Raw genomic sequence first — 15,485 nt, forward strand, 5'->3', positions numbered from 1 at the left:
ATCAAGGGTTACAGAGTTTTTATAAAATAAAAAACAATGACCCCCCATTTTCTGCTATAATTTGAGTTATCACGCACTAAATTTAAATAGAAAGGTTGGTCATTGTTATGTCTCAAATTATAACTTATTTACTACTATATAATCAATACTTACTTAATCGAATTTATGAATTAACTTTATTTATCGCAAAATATATTCCTCTTAAACAGTGGACTTTCGATGATTCTAAAAGTTCTTATTATCAGAAATTTAAAATTGATAAGCTCCCTATCATCAAAAAATTTATCAAACAAGATTATAAATTCCTACTTGAATACTATATCTGGAAATATGGTAAGCCTGTCAGGCCTGTTCAACGCCGTAATGGTAAAACCATTCCTGAGGATACTGTCTGCCCTCTCTGTGGTGCTCCTCATCAATACATTTACGATAATAATGGTGGTAAAGGCCAATATCAATGTAAAGTCTGTGGTCAAACTTTTATTACAGGTAAACAAGCAACTTCTCCTTTGGTTCTTATTTGCCCTTATTGCGGACATGCTTTAGTTGCTAAAAAAGATCGTAAACACTTTATTGTGCATAAATGTGTCAATAAGAATTGTTCTTACTACAAGAACAATTTAAACCTGCTTCCCAAAGACTCATATCCTAGTGAGAAGTATAAATACAAGCTCCATTACATCTATCGTGAATTTACGCTGGATTTCTTTTCTATGGATTTACATCAGCTTCCTTCATGGGCTACTAGTTTTAAGTTTAGAAAGAACAATGCTCATATTATGGGACTTTGTCTTACTTACCATGTTAATCTTGGTTTATCTCTTCGTAAAACTGCTGAAGCTATGCGTGAAATCCATAATATTAATATATCTCACACTATGGTTGCAAGCTATGCAAGAACTGCTGCTGTATTAATTAAGCCTTTTGTAGATACATTCGATTACAGTCCTTCAAATAACTTAGCTGCTGATGAAACCTATATCAAAATTAAAGGACTCAAAGGTTATGTTTGGCTCATTATGGATACTGTTTCTCGCTCTATTCTTGGTTATCAAGTCTCTAAAAGTCGTGACGTCGGCCCTTGTATACTTACCATGAGAATGGCTTTTGATAAATTTAGAAAATTCCCCGGTAAAGCTTTAAAATTTATATCTGATGGTTACAGTGCCTATCCTTTAGCTGCTCAACAGTTTAAAATTGAAAAGGACTGGGACTTTAATGTTACTCAAGTTATTGGTTTGACTAATGATGATGCTGTAACTAAAAAGTATCGTCCCTTTAAACAAAAGACTGAACGCCTTAACCGTACTCTCAAAGCTTCTTATCGTGTTACCTGCGGTTATGGTACCGATGATGGTGCTTATTATGGTGTAAACCTTTGGGTTGCTTACTATAACTTCCTGCGTCCTCATGAACTTTATAGTTGGAAACGTCCTTTAAATGAGGTTGATATGCTTAAGAATGCCGGCAATATGCCCGGTAAATGGCAGCTTCTTATCTTTTTAGGACAGCAAGTCATTCTTAATATGCAAGAAAATCCTGCATCTTGATTTCTATCTGTTCTTAGATTTCAGAGCCTGAGGTAACCCAGCCACCCTTTAGGGCTTGCCCTTGATAGTAGGACAAATACAATGCTACAATACTGTAAAGACGGCACGAAAAATTATCTGTTCTTGAGTTTCTTCGCCGTCGGTAAATATTGCGCAGCATTGTTTTGGCATACTGTCAAGGGTGGCGGTGACTGCCATGAAAATATATTTTTGTAATTTTCCAGGTTCTATTCAGCCTGATTTTTTTATTCTTGTTTTTCATAGGCTACTTTACACTATCTATAATAAAGTTATTTACTTGATATGATACTATTTACATTAAATATAAATTGAAATAATATTATCGTATGGGCAAAGATTTATTATATTTTTCCTACAGTAAGTTTATAATTTTGAGTAATAATCTCCTTTCGTTCACGAATTCCTTTAATTCGATTGTTAAGGTTATTTATATACTCATTATATTCTAATTCGTTATTTATTAGATAATAGCCATGATTGTCAGCAGCAAGGGGTAACTTGTAAACTTTTGTACATTCTAATATAAGTTTCCTTACTTGTGCATGGGTATCATCTTTTTTTGTAATACCTATGAGTTTTTCAATTTCTCTTGCAGTAATTTTATTTTTTTTACCATAATGCTTTAATAAAATATTTTTAATTTTTTCAATTTTTTTAGGCATCTGAATAATCACCTCCTTTTTTATTTCATAGTTGATGTCAATAGTGTTAGGTTGCTGTAGGAAAAAAGAATATGGCTTATCACCCATATTTGAAATAAATTGACTTATCCAATTAATACTTGTATTTGTCAACCGAAAATTAGGTCAAAAGACCATTTAATTTTAGGTCACTTTCTTGTAAATAAATGTGCCTCTAAAATTTGTGTACAAAGGCACAAATACTTTAAGCTGTTAAAGATTTAATAGATGCACCATTTTCTCTTAATGTTTCTCTTAGCCGATAAGAATCACCCTCCATGTCGACAAGAATTGCCTTGTAAGTAAGTCTATCTATCATCGCACTTGTAACTGTCGGATCACCGAAAACCCCAATCCAACGCTCAAATGAAAGGTTAGAAGTAATTATTGTTGATTTCCTTGCTGCCCTTAAAGAAAGATTGTTAAACAGCAGATCTGTCCCTTCCCGGTCAAACGAGGTGTACCCAAGTTCATCTGCCACTACAAGGTCATACTTTTCAAATCTATTCTCAAAATATCTCAAGGTCTTAGCGCTATTGCTTTCCTTCAATGTAGTAACCAGTAGTGGAATTGTCGTGAACAGAACCTTATAACCTGCCATGCAAGCCTTTAATGCTAAAGCAATACTAACCATAGTTTTTCCGGTTCCCGGGTTACCGGTCATTATGATATTTTTGCCTTTTTCGATAAAATCAAGTGTTGCTAACTCAGGAAGTCTTTTCTGCATATCTACTGGGAGACAGTCAATTTCAATATCTTCAATATATTGCCTGTAAGGCAAATGTGCATTTCGAATACGACATTCAATGGAACGCTTATCCTTTTCTTCCATCTCATAAGTTAAAAGCTTATGAAGAAAATCCTCATAATCAGCCGCTTCAGATATTACTTCTTCAAAGTGAGTTTTAATTCCTTTAAGTTTCAATATATTACAGTATTCTTTAATCTCTTCATTTAATTTAACCTTCATACTATACAGCCTCCTTGTTAAGCTTTCTTGATTGGAGTGCTGCAAGTTTATCATAAATCGATAATGTGCTCCTTGATTTTTCAGTTAGATGATCATTTAATGGAACAGTAACGCAAATTTCTTTTTCCTTTCTACTTTCACAAATCACCTTAACCTTATCAGCACTCATATCCATTGGTGACAGTTTTTCAAGTTCCCTTAAAGCTTCTGTCACAGCATGGATTCCTTTTTCATAAATAATTTCTAAAACTTGTAGAAATGTCTTGGCATCTTTGGTATAATACTGTTCATAGATATATTTGATCTGGGTGTCCGTTTGGAGCAGTGCTGTGCTTCCTTTGAGGGCACCTGGTTTTTTATGTAGAGTTCTAAGATAATGATGAATCTCAATTTTCCAGTCATGCAGTTTAAAACTGCGGTCATGTTTAGCTACAATGCTGTTATCGTAGTAGATAATTATCTTATCTGTAAACATCTTCACTTTTACCATTTTACCAACTAATGTATCCGGCACAGAATAATGATTTTGACTTACCGTTACGGTCGAATATTTGTCAACACGGTTTTCTGAATAAATACTGCTTTCAAACTTAGGTAAGTTAGGAAACAAGTGTTTTTGCTCTTCTTTAAAGATTTCCATCGGCACCAATCCGTTAGATGCTTCTTTATTATTAAGCTTCATACATTCTTCAAAAAGAAACTTGTTTGCTTCTGCAAGAGTGCCGAATTTGTCATTACCCGGCTCACTGAATACTTTTCTTCTAACATATTCTACACTTCTCTCAACGTGGCCCTTTTCATTGCCTTTTGCAATATTCGTGAACCTAAAGTTGAATCCATAGTATATTGATAATTCTGTCAATGCTTTTGTTGGCTCTTTTTCGAACAATCCAACAAATTTCTTAACTGCAACCCTCATATTATCATAGACCATTGTTCTAAAATTACCTTTGCAAAATGAGAAAAATTCTGCATGTGATTGTTGAAATGCTGGAGTATCTTGAGATTTAAAAAGCATTGAATATCTGATTCCGCTTTTAGCAGGAGTAAAAACTGCCATTTGATAAGCTTTATATCCTTCTCCTCCTATATCTAATTTTGTCGTACCCCAGTCAAATTCACATACATCTCCAAGAACATATTCTTGCCTTATGAAAGCTTCACGATGCCTATCCTCGATTGTTTTAACTAATCTTTTAACTGATGAATAACTAATATTAAAATTTTTCTTTAACAAGTATTCATGAATATCAATTTTTCTCATTTGCTGCTTTGACATACCGTTAGCACGCTTCCATTCATTAACCTTTAAGCATTCTTCAATTACTTCAATCATTTCAGATGTTACCTTGTTTGGCCCTCTGTTTTCAGAATTGTATTTTGGTTTTTTAACAATTGCTTGAATTAATTCTTTTGTATCTGTTTCAGGATTTTTTGCTAAAAGTTCTTGCTTTTGATTTTTATACTCATTTACATATTTATTTACAGTATCCTTGCTCATGTGAAGTTCACTGGCAATGCTTCGATTGCTCATACCGTCAATATGTTTAAGTATGATTCTTTGTTTTTGATTCAATTTTATCACTTCCTTCTCTTCCTCCTCCCAGTTTATACTGAAAGGATACCATATTTTCTTAAGAAAGTGACCTAATTTTCAATGAGCCAGCTGACCTATTTTTAGATTAGCATAAACAAATAGTCAGTTTAAACCAAATCTTTTATTCTTTTGATTTAGTTGCTTCTTTTTCTAATAAAGTTTCTAAATTTTTTTCATAGTTTTCAAGAACTATATAAGATTTATTCTTGGAAATCCATTTACTAAGCATAAATCTATTATATAACATTTATCTTATATGACAACCATCCTAACACACATTAGGTTACTTAAAACTATATCATCAACAAAATAATGTCTATTTCCACTTTTCAAATCCAGAACTTGTCAAAATACTATTCTTATCTTTTTACTATCTCCCATTTCTTCTTAATCATGCCATTTCATATATGATTACCCATATCCTCCAATATTTTTATTACAATATTTTTTCAAAACTCAGATGTGTCTTATTGCAGAACAAATATTAAATCGTTAATATTTTCTTTGTTTTTATGAAATTTTTATTTTACTTTCGTTTTTTACTCTATATTCGTTAGAATGCTGAATACAATTCTATTTTTAAATTTTTTATTTATATTTACTTTATTAGAATGACATCTTCTTTTCAAGTATATGGAGCTTTATGCCATTTTCTTTTAGTAATTTTATACTGATCATATTGTGTTAAACTAAAAAGGGTGTATAATATAATTAGTCGGCTGATAATTAACCGGCTAATTATTTTTTAGCGCTTTAATTCAAAACTTTTTGGAATTGGAGGTGTAATTTTTGGATGAGGATAAATTGGAACTTATTAGTCTGAAGAGAAAGATTAAATGCCTTCACAGGGCTAATATGCGGGTAGTTTTAAAAAGATATGGGTTATACGAAGGTCAACCTTTTACTCTTATTCATCTAAAAAAGAAAGGAGAATGTACCCAAAGAGATCTGGCGGAATTTTTAAATGTCAGCAGTGCTACTATTGCGGTTTCATTGAAGCGGTTGGAGAAATCGGGATTGATAAAAAAGACTCCTGATAAGAAAGATTTAAGATATAACAATATAAGTTTGACGGAAAAAGGCAGAGAAATAGTCGATAAGTGTGAAGACGCTTTTGAAAATGCGGATATCCATATGTTCGATGGGTTTAGCGATGAAGAAATAAAAAATCTGAAAATGTATTATGCAAGAATCATAGACAATCTGGAGAAATTCAATTTTTCTAATAAAGGAGGTAATGCCGATGATTAAAAAGCTTTTTTCATTTTTTGACGGATATAAAAAATATGCGGCTTTAGCAATATCATTTATGATCATTGACGTAATGGGAGAAATTATTCAACCTATGCTTATGTCCGATATAGTTGATATAGGAATAAAAAACAGGGATTTAAATTATATATTCAGAATAGGAGGTTTAATGCTTATAATGGCATTGATTGCCATTATAGGAGGTATTATAAACGTATATTTTGGATCAAAGGCAGGGGTAGGTTTTGCAACTAATATTAGAAAAGGTGTTTTTCATAAGATTCAAGAGTTTTCGTTTTCTAACATTGATGAGTTTAAAAGTGCATCTTTGGTTACAAGACTTACGAACGATGTAACTTTAATTCAACAGGTAACAATAATGGGACTGAGGATTCTTGTAAAAGCACCGCTTATGCTTATATTCGGAGCGATTATGGCTTTTAAAATAAATTCGGAATTGGCTTTGGTAGTAGCCGTTGCAATACCTATTTTGGGAACGTGTGTATTTGTTATACTTAAAAAGTCCTTTCCTTTTTTCGTAAATATGCAGAAAAGGTTGGACAGAGTAAATGGAAATATTCAGGAGAATTTAACAAATATAAGGGTTGTAAAATCCTTTGTCAGAGAGGATTTTGAGAGAAACAAATTTGAAGAATCCAGCGATGCGCTTATGAATAATGCTACGAGAGCTCTTCATATTGTAATTTGGGATAGACCTTTGATGATTGTCGTTATGAGATCTTCTATTATGGCGCTTCTCTGGTTCGGAGGAAATAAAATATTGCAGGGTTCTCTTCAAGTAGGAGAACTTATGTCATTTATAAGTTACATCACTCAGATTTTATTCTCCCTTCTTCTTCTCGGTATGGTTATAACCCAGGCTTCAAGAGCAAGTGCCTCGGCAAAACGTATAATTGAGGTACTGGATACGAAGATTGATATTAAAGACAAAGAAGATGCGGAAGAAAGAAAAGTCAAGGAAGGAATCGTAGAATTTAAAAACGTATTTTTTAAATATAAAGATGAAAATGCCGATTACGCTTTAAAAGATATCTCCTTCAAAGTTAAAAAAGGAGAGATAATAGGGATAGTCGGTTCAACCGGGTCCGGAAAAACTTCTTTAGTTCAGCTTATTCCAAGACTTTATGATGCCACGAAAGGAAGTGTGCTTGTTGATGGAGTGGATGTAAGGGATTACAGATTAAACGACTTAAGAAAATCCATCGGGTTTGTTCTTCAAAAAAATGTATTGTTTTCAGGTACTATAAAAGATAATTTGAAGTGGGGAAATACTCAGGCTAAGACTGAGGAAATAGTTAGAGCGGCTAAAAATGCTCAGGCCCATGATTTTATAATGGAGTTTTCTAAGGGATATGAAACCGAGTTGGGACAAGAAGGAGTTAATATATCAGGAGGTCAGAAACAAAGGCTGAGTATAGCCAGAGCAATGCTCAAAAATCTTAAGATAAGGGAGATGTGAGATTTAATAACGTAACCTTTGGATATAACTCCGATAAAATAGTACTTAAAAATATTTCTATTTATGCAAAGCCTGGGCAGAAAATTGCGTTGGTAGGTTCTACGGGAGCAGGGAAGACTACAATTACAAACCTTTTAACAAGGTTTTATGATATAGATGAAGGAAGTATAACCATAGACGGAATCGATATCAGAAAAATAAAGAAAGAGAACCTAAGGAAATCCCTTGCCATGGTTTTACAAGATACTCATTTGTTTACGGGAACGATTATAGACAACATAAGATACGGAAAACTGGAAGCTACTGACGAAGAAGTAATAAAAGCGGCTAAGTTAGCCGGAGCAGACTCTTTTATCAGAAGACTTTCCAATGGATATAATACTGTAATAGATGGAGACGGAAACAATTTAAGTCAAGGACAAAGACAATTGTTGAATATTGCCAGGGCAGCCGTAGCGGACCCGCCCATACTGATTTTAGACGAGGCCACCAGTTCCATAGATACCAGAACAGAAAAATATATTGAGGAAGGAATGGATAGGTTAATGGAAGGGAGGACAAATTTCATCATTGCCCATAGATTATCGACGGTAAGAAATGCTGATGCTATAATGGTTATTGAAAATGGAGAAATTATTGAAAGAGGAAACCATGAAGAACTGTTGAAACAAAGAGGAAGATACTACGATTTGTGCACGGGAGCTTTTGAGTTAGAATAGAATTTATTTTATATGATTTATAATAAAGAATATGAAATCTGGGTATAAGATGATATAATATAGAGGAAGTTTTATGGTATAAATAAGGAGAGTTGTAGATGCTTGTAGAAAAATTATATGAAAATAATGAACTTAAACCTTATGAACTTAAAGAATTGATTGAAGAAAACAGTGCGGAACCAAGCCCAAAGTTATTAAATGCTGCTTTATCGGTAAGAAAGAAATACTATGGGAATGGCATATATTTCAGAGGGCTGATTGAGTTCAGCAATTATTGTAAAAATGATTGCTACTATTGCGGAATAAGAAGGGGTAATGTTCATGCTCACAGATACAGGCTTACAAAAGAGAAAATTTTAAAATGCTGCCGAAATGGCTATAGATTGGGATTTAGAACCTTTGTACTTCAAAGCGGAGAGGATATGTATTATACGGATGAGATAATGACGGATATAATAAGTTCAATCAGGAGAGAATTTCCTGACTGTGCCATTACCCTTTCTGTGGGGGAGAAATCCTATGAAACATATGAAAGATATTTTCAAGCAGGTGCTGACAGATACCTCCTAAGACATGAAACGGCAAATGAAGAACATTACAGAAAACTCCATCCTAAGGAATTGAGTCTCAAAAACAGAAAACAATGCTTATATAACTTAAAAGAGATAGGTTTTCAGATAGGAGCTGGATTTATGGTAGGCTCTCCTTATCAGACCACGGATAATTTGGTGGAGGATCTGTTATTTCTAAAAGAACTCAATCCTCATATGGTAGGAATAGGCCCTTTTGTTCCGAGTAAGGATACAATATTTGCTCATGAAAAAAAGGGAACTTTGAATATGACCGTCGCTTTAATAGCTATAATAAGGCTTCTTCTTCCGAAAGCCCTCATACCTTCAACAACAGCCTTGGGAACAATTCATCCTTTGGGAAGGGAAAAAGGGTTTAAGGCAGGAGCAAATGTTGTAATGCCTAATCTTTCTCCGGTAGGAGTGAGAAGGGATTATTCCCTATATGATAATAAAATATGTACAGGAGAAGAAGCAGCAGAATGCAGATATTGTTTGGACAACAGGATAAAGGTTGCGGGATTTGTTCCGGATTTTTCGAGAGGAGATTATTATGGTATGAAAAGTGTTCATGCCTTATAATATGAACCATATAGAAAAATTTTTATAAATAAGTTGAAATATGGAGTATTTTATGTTAAGATAAATTTACAATTATATATTTAGTGTATATTTAAGTCCTTTAAATGATCCTGGGAGGTTGTAAGGCGAAAGCGAATGTCTTGATTTATAGGGATCAAGATATTTTTTTATCTTAATAGAAGAAAGGTGGAATTCGGGTGAATTTAAAGGCAATAATAATGGATGATGTTAAAATGAGGAAATCCATAGTCAGGATTTCTCATGAGATAATAGAAAGAAATAATGATTTGAGCAATATAATGCTTGTGGGAATAAAAAGAAGAGGCATACCTATAGCTGAAAGGATTTCTGAAAATATAAAAAAATTTGAAGAAATAGATGTTCCTGTATACAAGTTGGATATATCCTTATATAGAGATGATTTATCGGAATTAGCCGATTTTCCCATAGTTAAGGATAGTAAAATAGAGGCAAGTGTTGAGAAGAAAAATGTAATATTGGTAGACGATGTGATTTATACCGGAAGGACTGTAAGGGCAGCTATAGAAGCCATATTTGATAACGGAAGACCAGACAGAATTCAATTGGCCGTTTTGATAGACAGAGGGCATAGGGAAATTCCTGTGAGGCCGGACTATGTAGGGAAAAATATACCTACTTCTCAAAATGAAATTGTTTCCGTAGAAGTCAATGAAATAGACGGAGTTGATTCAGCTAAAATCCTTGTACATCCTTTATATAAATAATACAAAGGTTAATTGCGAACTTCTTATATTATTTAAAAGTTTGTACAAGGTTTTTTTCATAAATTCGGGTAAATTCCTTAAATGGGTTTAAAAAAGTTGAAATGGTTGGAAAGACTGGGTTTGAGATATTTTTTCGGATTAACATTTATTAGAAGGACATAATCATTGTTAAAAAGATGACGAAATCTGAAATAATTATTGGTATAAATTTAACATATCGATGTAGATAGTCGAATTTTGACTTAAATAGAGGTTTAAGCATATTTCTTAAATAGAAATATGCTTATTTTTTTGTTAAAATATAAATGCAATTAACCTTTGAATATTAATATATAAAGGAGGAATAGTTTTGGATAAGGAAACAGATTATTTACAAGAGAAAGAGAAAATGTTTACCCCAATCTTGGCAGTCGAAGAAGCGTCAAGATGTCTTTTATGTTATGATGCTCCTTGTACAAATGCTTGCCCAGCTGGGACAGACCCCGCAAAGTTCATCCGTTCTTTGCGTTTCAGAAACTTTAAGGGGGCAGCATCAACTATCAGAGAAAATAATGTTCTCGGAGGAATATGCGCCAGAGTATGTCCTACAGATAAATATTGTGAAGGTGCCTGTAGCAGATGCGGTATAGATAAACCTATACAGATTGGAAAACTTCAGCGCTATTTGACAGATTATGAACAAATGACAGGGATTAAATCCCTGGAGGCTGTAAAGGCTACAAAGGATAAAGTAGCAATCGTAGGTTCAGGTCCCAGCGGACTTTCCGCGGCAGCTAAATTAGCTTTGGCAGGATATAAAGTAACTGTATTTGAAGCAAGAGAACAACTCGGAGGTTGGCTGACATACGGAATTCCGGAAAACAGACTGCCTCAGCAAGTTGTAGAAAATGAAATACAATATGTTAAGGATTTGGGAGTTGAATTTAAAACTAATTGTAAAGTAGGAAAGGGTATTAAAATAGAGGACCTCAAAAAAGACGGGTTTAGAGCATTTCTGTTAGCGACAGGAATGCAAAAAGGTAAAGGTGTTAATATAAAAGGAAACGATTTGAAAGGTGTTATAAACGGAGTGGATTTTTTGGCCAAAGCCAAAACATCCAGAGGAAATATTGAAGTAGGAAAGAAAGTTGTAGTTATAGGCGGAGGAGACGTTGCCATGGATTGTGCTTCTACGGTTAAACTTTTAGGGGCAGAAGATGTAAAAGTAGTTTACAGAAGAAATATGGAAAAGATGCCTGCCGACAGAAAAGAATTAGCATATATTCAAGAACTTAACATACCTGTTTTTACCGGATTTAAACCTGCAGAAATAGTCGGTGAAAATGGAAGGGTTTCTAAATTTAAAGCAGTAGGTATGTTTGATAATTCAGAACTTAATCTTGATGCCGATATGGTCATATTCGCAGTAGGACAAGAGCCGGAAAAGAATATAGTGTCTGCTGATGTTAATGAAAAGGGAATATTTAAAACATCTAAATATATGACCAATGTAGACGGAATATTTGCCTCGGGAGATATTGCCGAAGGAGATAAAACAGTGGTATATGCGGTAAAAGAAGGCAAAGAGGCAGCAGATTCAATAATTAAATACTTAACAAGCAAGAAAGAAGGTGTAAGATAATGAAAAAGAAAGATCTTTCTATAGAATTTTGCGGAGTAAAATGTGAAAATCCATTTTTCTTATCATCATCACCAGTGGGCAATTGTTATGAAATGTGTGCTAAGGCTTTAGATACCGGCTGGGGCGGTGTTGTATTCAAAACTGTAGGATTCTTTATAGCAAATGAAGTTTCACCCCGTTTTGATAACTTAAGAAAAGAAAGTACACCCTTTATAGGGTTTAAAAATATGGAACAAATAGCAGAGCATCCTTTGGAAGAAAACCTTGAAGCTATAAGAAGAATAAAAAAGGATTATCCCAATAAAGTATTGATAGCTTCCATAATGGGACAAAATGAAGAAGAATGGGAGAAACTTGCAAAACTTGTTACTGAGGCGGGAGCGGATATAATTGAATGTAATTTTTCATGCCCTCAGATGACGAGCCATGCAATGGGTTCAGATGTAGGCCAGAATCCGGAACTGGTAAAGAAATATTGCCAGGCCGTAAGACAGGGAACCTCTCTTCCGTTTCTTGCTAAAATGACTCCGAATATAGGCAATATGTCATTACCTGCAATAGCTTCAATTGAAGGAGGAGCAACAGGAATATCGGCAATCAATACGGTTAAGAGTATAACAGGAATAGATCTCAATAAATTTATAGGGCTTCCCATAGTTAACGGAAAATCTTCAGTATCGGGATATTCAGGGAAAGCGGTTAAACCTATAGCTTTAAGATTTATACAGGAGTTAGCTACAAATGAAAAACTTAAAAATATTCCCATAAGCGGAATAGGGGGCATAGAAACTTGGGAAGATGCTGCCGAATTTATACTTTTGGGTTCGACGAATCTACAAGTAACTACAGCTATAATGCAGTATGGTTATAGAATAGTAGAGGATTTAATCGAAGGATTATCCTATTACATGGAAGAAAAAGGATTTAAAAAATTGGACGATATGGTTGGTTTGGCAAATAAGAACATAATTCCGGCAGAAGATTTGGACAGAAGCTATATAGTATATCCCAAATTTGACGAAGAAAAATGTGTAGGCTGCGGAAGATGTTATATATCATGCTATGATGGAGGACATCAGGCTATTAATTGGGATGACGAAAACAGGAAACCTGTTCTGGATAAGGAAAAATGTGTAGGATGTCATTTATGTGCTAATGTATGCCCTGTTCAATGCATTTCAAAGGGTGATATAGAATTCAAAAAAGGCTGCAAAGAAGAAGCAGTCGCCCTTTAGTGAAGGGATAATATATGAGTCAAATAATATGCAGTGCCATAAGTGTAGGCATATTATCCGGAATCTGGGGTTTTATAAGTTCTCCCCTTGGGTTGTTATGCTGGGTCGGATTTGTAGGCTGCACAAGTTATTATGCTTCGGGAGGGAAAAAGGAAGGATTGAAAAAGTCCATTATCTGTAATATGACAGGAGTTCTGTGGGCTATGATGATTATCATAACGAGTGAGCACTTTGGTTCTTCAGTAGCAGGAGCCGTGATGACGGGAATATTTTCCTTTGTAATGTGTGCTCAATCTAAATTTAAACTCTTATCATTTATACCCGGAACATTTTGCGGAAGTTTTTCGACTTTTGGAGCAGGAGGAGACTGGAAACTGGTAATCGTATCACTTCTTTGCGGAGCTGCTTTAGGATATTTCTCCGATATGGGAGGAATATGGCTTCATAGGATATACCAACCAAGTAGTCAAAAATCATAGTATTATTAAAAGAGATGCTTTCTCCGATTTTAATTTTTATCGGAAGAAAGCATCTCTTTATAACCTATAGGAAGATTAACATTTCATTAATATAAATTCTCCATAAAATAGGTTTCAAAAGGGACATCCTTAATTTGTTAATACTTTAATAAAAGCCTTTTTTATAATATTAAAAGGAATATGGTATAATAGTAATATTATTATCATGTTTTAGCGGTGGTGAATCATATGTGTATGTACAAAGATTTATTTGATGATGAAAGACAGACGGAAATGAGAAGATATTTTTTAAATTTGGCAAACACTGTCGGCATAATAAAAAGTTATAAGAAAAAGGAAGTCATTAATTATGAAGGCGATGATTTTGTGGGGATCGTGGTAAAGGGAGTTATTTCCCAGAGCATTATAAGCTCGAAAGGAAATATCCATCCTTTATATTTGCTCAGAGAAGGAGAAATATTCGGAGAGACTTTTTATTTCTGCGGAGGAGAAAATAATATTTCAACAATTGCCAGAGAAGATTCGGAGGTTTCCTTTTTGTTAAAAGATAAGCTTAATATGGAACTTATAAATAACCCGGAAGGTTACAGATATTTTATCCATAGTATAACCAGAAAATTCAGGATAATTTTGTTTCAGCTTACAAATAAGGTTTTCAATGATTCCATGGGCAAGGTTGCCGATACGTTGTTGAGGCTTTCTTCATGTACGGGTGAAGGCCCGTCGGGCAGAAACGTTATAAATATGATATTTACCCATCAGGAGTTGACCAATATTATAGGATGTTCAAGAATAACCGTAACAAATTGTTTGAATAGACTTTTGAGCGAAAAAATAATAAGCTATGAAGATAAAAAAATAGTAATTAATGATCCGGAAGCTTTAAAAAAATATATAGATCTGATTTTAGATTAAATAAGATGCTTTAGAAATTCTAAAGCATCTTATTTTTTTGAAATTTTAAATATCTTTCCCAATTTTCGGAAGATATATATTCTGCATTTTCACTTTTTAGTACATCTCTATTTACTAATTTATAAAAAGATAATCTTTCCTTATTATTGTTATCCAGATAATAAACATCTACCGGTTTCCTTTCGTAGATAATTTTGTCTCTGTCAAAAAAATATTTTTCAAAATTATCAATGGTTTTAAGCAAGGTATATTCGGCATCGTCATTAAAAGCAATTACCTGTCCGTATACTTTATCTTTTCCGTCAATTATAGCCGGACAGTTGTGGATTTTTAAATGATACAATTTTCCGTATATATATGCTACAGTGATAGAAGTTACCTTACTTTTCAAATATTTGTTATAATTCCTGAAATTTTTTATAAGGGTTCCATAAATAAATATCTTTATTTCATACATTTATTTTTCCGTAACTATAACTTCCACTGCAGTTTCTATTGCTGTTACCATTGTATCTATATCCATTCCCGGCATATTTGGCTTATCGATAACCTGTTGAAATAAATAGGGGATATGGATAAATCCGGCTTTGATATTTAGATTGTTTTTATAAATATAGTTTAATATACCATACATGAGATGATTACATACGTAGGTTCCGGCAGAATCAGAGACGGCCGCGGGAATCTTCTTGTTTTTTATCGCTTTTACTATATTTTTTATGGGGATAGAAGCAAAATATGCATTTTGCCCGGTTTCATCTATTTTTTCATCAATAGGTTGTTGATTTAAATTATCCGGGATTCTGGCATCATTAATATTTATTGCCACTCTTTCAATGCTAATTCCGGTTCTTCCCCCTGCCTGACCGATATTTAGCACAAAATCAGGGTTGATTTCTTTTATTTTATCAGTGGTACGCTTGATGGATTCGTTAAATGCAGTAGGTACTTGAAATTTTATAACATCTGCACCACATATATTATCTTTTACTTTTTTTACAACCTCGTAGGCGGGATTAATGTCTTCTCCTCCAAAAGGATCAAAACCCGTAATTAAAATTTTCATTCTA

The 15,485-nt window shown here is 33.7% G+C and carries 15 protein-coding genes; 10 read left to right on the plus strand and 5 right to left on the minus strand.

Features of this window, described 5'->3' with window-relative positions; translation table 11 throughout:
• Positions 1 to 107 precede the first annotated feature (107 nt).
• Positions 108 to 1,550, plus strand: a complete 1,443-nt coding sequence (locus EQM13_RS05735; RefSeq protein WP_128752207.1) for a DDE-type integrase/transposase/recombinase — start codon at positions 108 to 110, stop codon at positions 1,548 to 1,550.
• Between the two features lie 362 nt (positions 1,551 to 1,912).
• On the opposite strand, the gene EQM13_RS05740 is transcribed toward EQM13_RS05735, so the two are convergent.
• The 3 genes from EQM13_RS05740 to istA form a co-directional block, all read right to left on the minus strand.
• Positions 1,913 to 2,233, minus strand: a complete 321-nt coding sequence (locus tag EQM13_RS05740) for a hypothetical protein (RefSeq protein WP_114219964.1) — start codon at positions 2,231 to 2,233, stop codon at positions 1,913 to 1,915.
• A gap of 223 nt (positions 2,234 to 2,456) precedes the next feature.
• A complete protein-coding gene (gene istB, locus EQM13_RS05745) occupies positions 2,457 to 3,221 on the minus strand; it encodes an IS21-like element helper ATPase IstB (protein WP_128752209.1) in 765 nt (254 codons plus the stop codon).
• Position 3,222: 1 nt separating this feature from the next.
• Complete coding sequence (gene istA / locus EQM13_RS05750) at positions 3,223 to 4,806, minus strand: IS21 family transposase (protein ID WP_128752210.1); 1,584 nt, start codon at positions 4,804 to 4,806, stop codon at positions 3,223 to 3,225.
• An 801-nt stretch (positions 4,807 to 5,607) separates the two neighbouring features.
• Between istA and EQM13_RS05755 the strand changes: the two genes are divergently transcribed.
• The 9 genes from EQM13_RS05755 (at position 5,608) to EQM13_RS05795 (ending at position 14,415) form a co-directional block, all read left to right on the plus strand.
• On the plus strand, positions 5,608 to 6,069 hold the full coding sequence (locus tag EQM13_RS05755) for a MarR family winged helix-turn-helix transcriptional regulator (protein ID WP_128752211.1): 462 nt from the start codon (positions 5,608 to 5,610) through the stop codon (positions 6,067 to 6,069).
• Complete coding sequence (locus tag EQM13_RS05760; protein WP_161567181.1) at positions 6,062 to 7,549, plus strand: ABC transporter ATP-binding protein; 1,488 nt, start codon at positions 6,062 to 6,064, stop codon at positions 7,547 to 7,549. Before EQM13_RS05755 ends, EQM13_RS05760 begins: the two co-directional genes overlap by 8 nt.
• The gene (locus tag EQM13_RS05765) at positions 7,546 to 8,268 is read left to right on the plus strand and encodes an ABC transporter ATP-binding protein (protein WP_128752214.1); all 723 of its coding nucleotides are present in this window, start codon (positions 7,546 to 7,548) and stop codon (positions 8,266 to 8,268) included. Before EQM13_RS05760 ends, EQM13_RS05765 begins: the two co-directional genes overlap by 4 nt.
• Before the next feature lie 98 nt (positions 8,269 to 8,366).
• Complete coding sequence (gene hydE, locus EQM13_RS05770; RefSeq protein ID WP_128752215.1) at positions 8,367 to 9,419, plus strand: [FeFe] hydrogenase H-cluster radical SAM maturase HydE; 1,053 nt, start codon at positions 8,367 to 8,369, stop codon at positions 9,417 to 9,419.
• A gap of 197 nt (positions 9,420 to 9,616) precedes the next feature.
• Positions 9,617 to 10,165, plus strand: a complete 549-nt coding sequence (gene pyrR / locus EQM13_RS05775; RefSeq protein WP_071141345.1) for a bifunctional pyr operon transcriptional regulator/uracil phosphoribosyltransferase PyrR — start codon at positions 9,617 to 9,619, stop codon at positions 10,163 to 10,165.
• Positions 10,166 to 10,514: 349 nt separating this feature from the next.
• Positions 10,515 to 11,786: an NAD(P)-dependent oxidoreductase gene (locus EQM13_RS05780; protein ID WP_128752216.1), complete on the plus strand. Its 1,272-nt coding sequence runs from the start codon at positions 10,515 to 10,517 to the stop codon at positions 11,784 to 11,786.
• Entirely contained in the window at positions 11,786 to 13,021 is a 1,236-nt protein-coding gene (gene preA, locus EQM13_RS05785) for an NAD-dependent dihydropyrimidine dehydrogenase subunit PreA (protein WP_128752218.1), read from the plus strand. The genes EQM13_RS05780 and preA overlap by 1 nt, the downstream gene beginning before the upstream one ends.
• Before the next feature lie 14 nt (positions 13,022 to 13,035).
• Positions 13,036 to 13,500: a DUF1097 domain-containing protein gene (locus EQM13_RS05790; protein WP_071141348.1), complete on the plus strand. Its 465-nt coding sequence runs from the start codon at positions 13,036 to 13,038 to the stop codon at positions 13,498 to 13,500.
• Between the two features lie 228 nt (positions 13,501 to 13,728).
• Complete coding sequence (locus tag EQM13_RS05795; protein ID WP_128752219.1) at positions 13,729 to 14,415, plus strand: Crp/Fnr family transcriptional regulator; 687 nt, start codon at positions 13,729 to 13,731, stop codon at positions 14,413 to 14,415.
• A gap of 19 nt (positions 14,416 to 14,434) precedes the next feature.
• Here the strand turns inward: EQM13_RS05795 and EQM13_RS05800 are convergent, their stop codons facing one another.
• Positions 14,435 to 14,872 (minus strand): gamma-glutamylcyclotransferase family protein, encoded by a 438-nt coding sequence (locus EQM13_RS05800; RefSeq protein ID WP_071141350.1) that lies wholly within the window; start codon positions 14,870 to 14,872, stop codon positions 14,435 to 14,437.
• Positions 14,873 to 15,481, minus strand: coding sequence for a pyroglutamyl-peptidase I (pcp, locus tag EQM13_RS05805; RefSeq protein ID WP_071141351.1), 609 nt, complete (start codon positions 15,479 to 15,481; stop codon positions 14,873 to 14,875). It lies immediately after the preceding gene.
• Positions 15,482 to 15,485: the final 4 nt, after the last annotated feature.

The sequence above is a fragment of the Acidilutibacter cellobiosedens genome (assembly GCF_004103715.1).
Classification (GTDB): domain Bacteria; phylum Bacillota; class Clostridia; order Tissierellales; family Acidilutibacteraceae; genus Acidilutibacter; species Acidilutibacter cellobiosedens.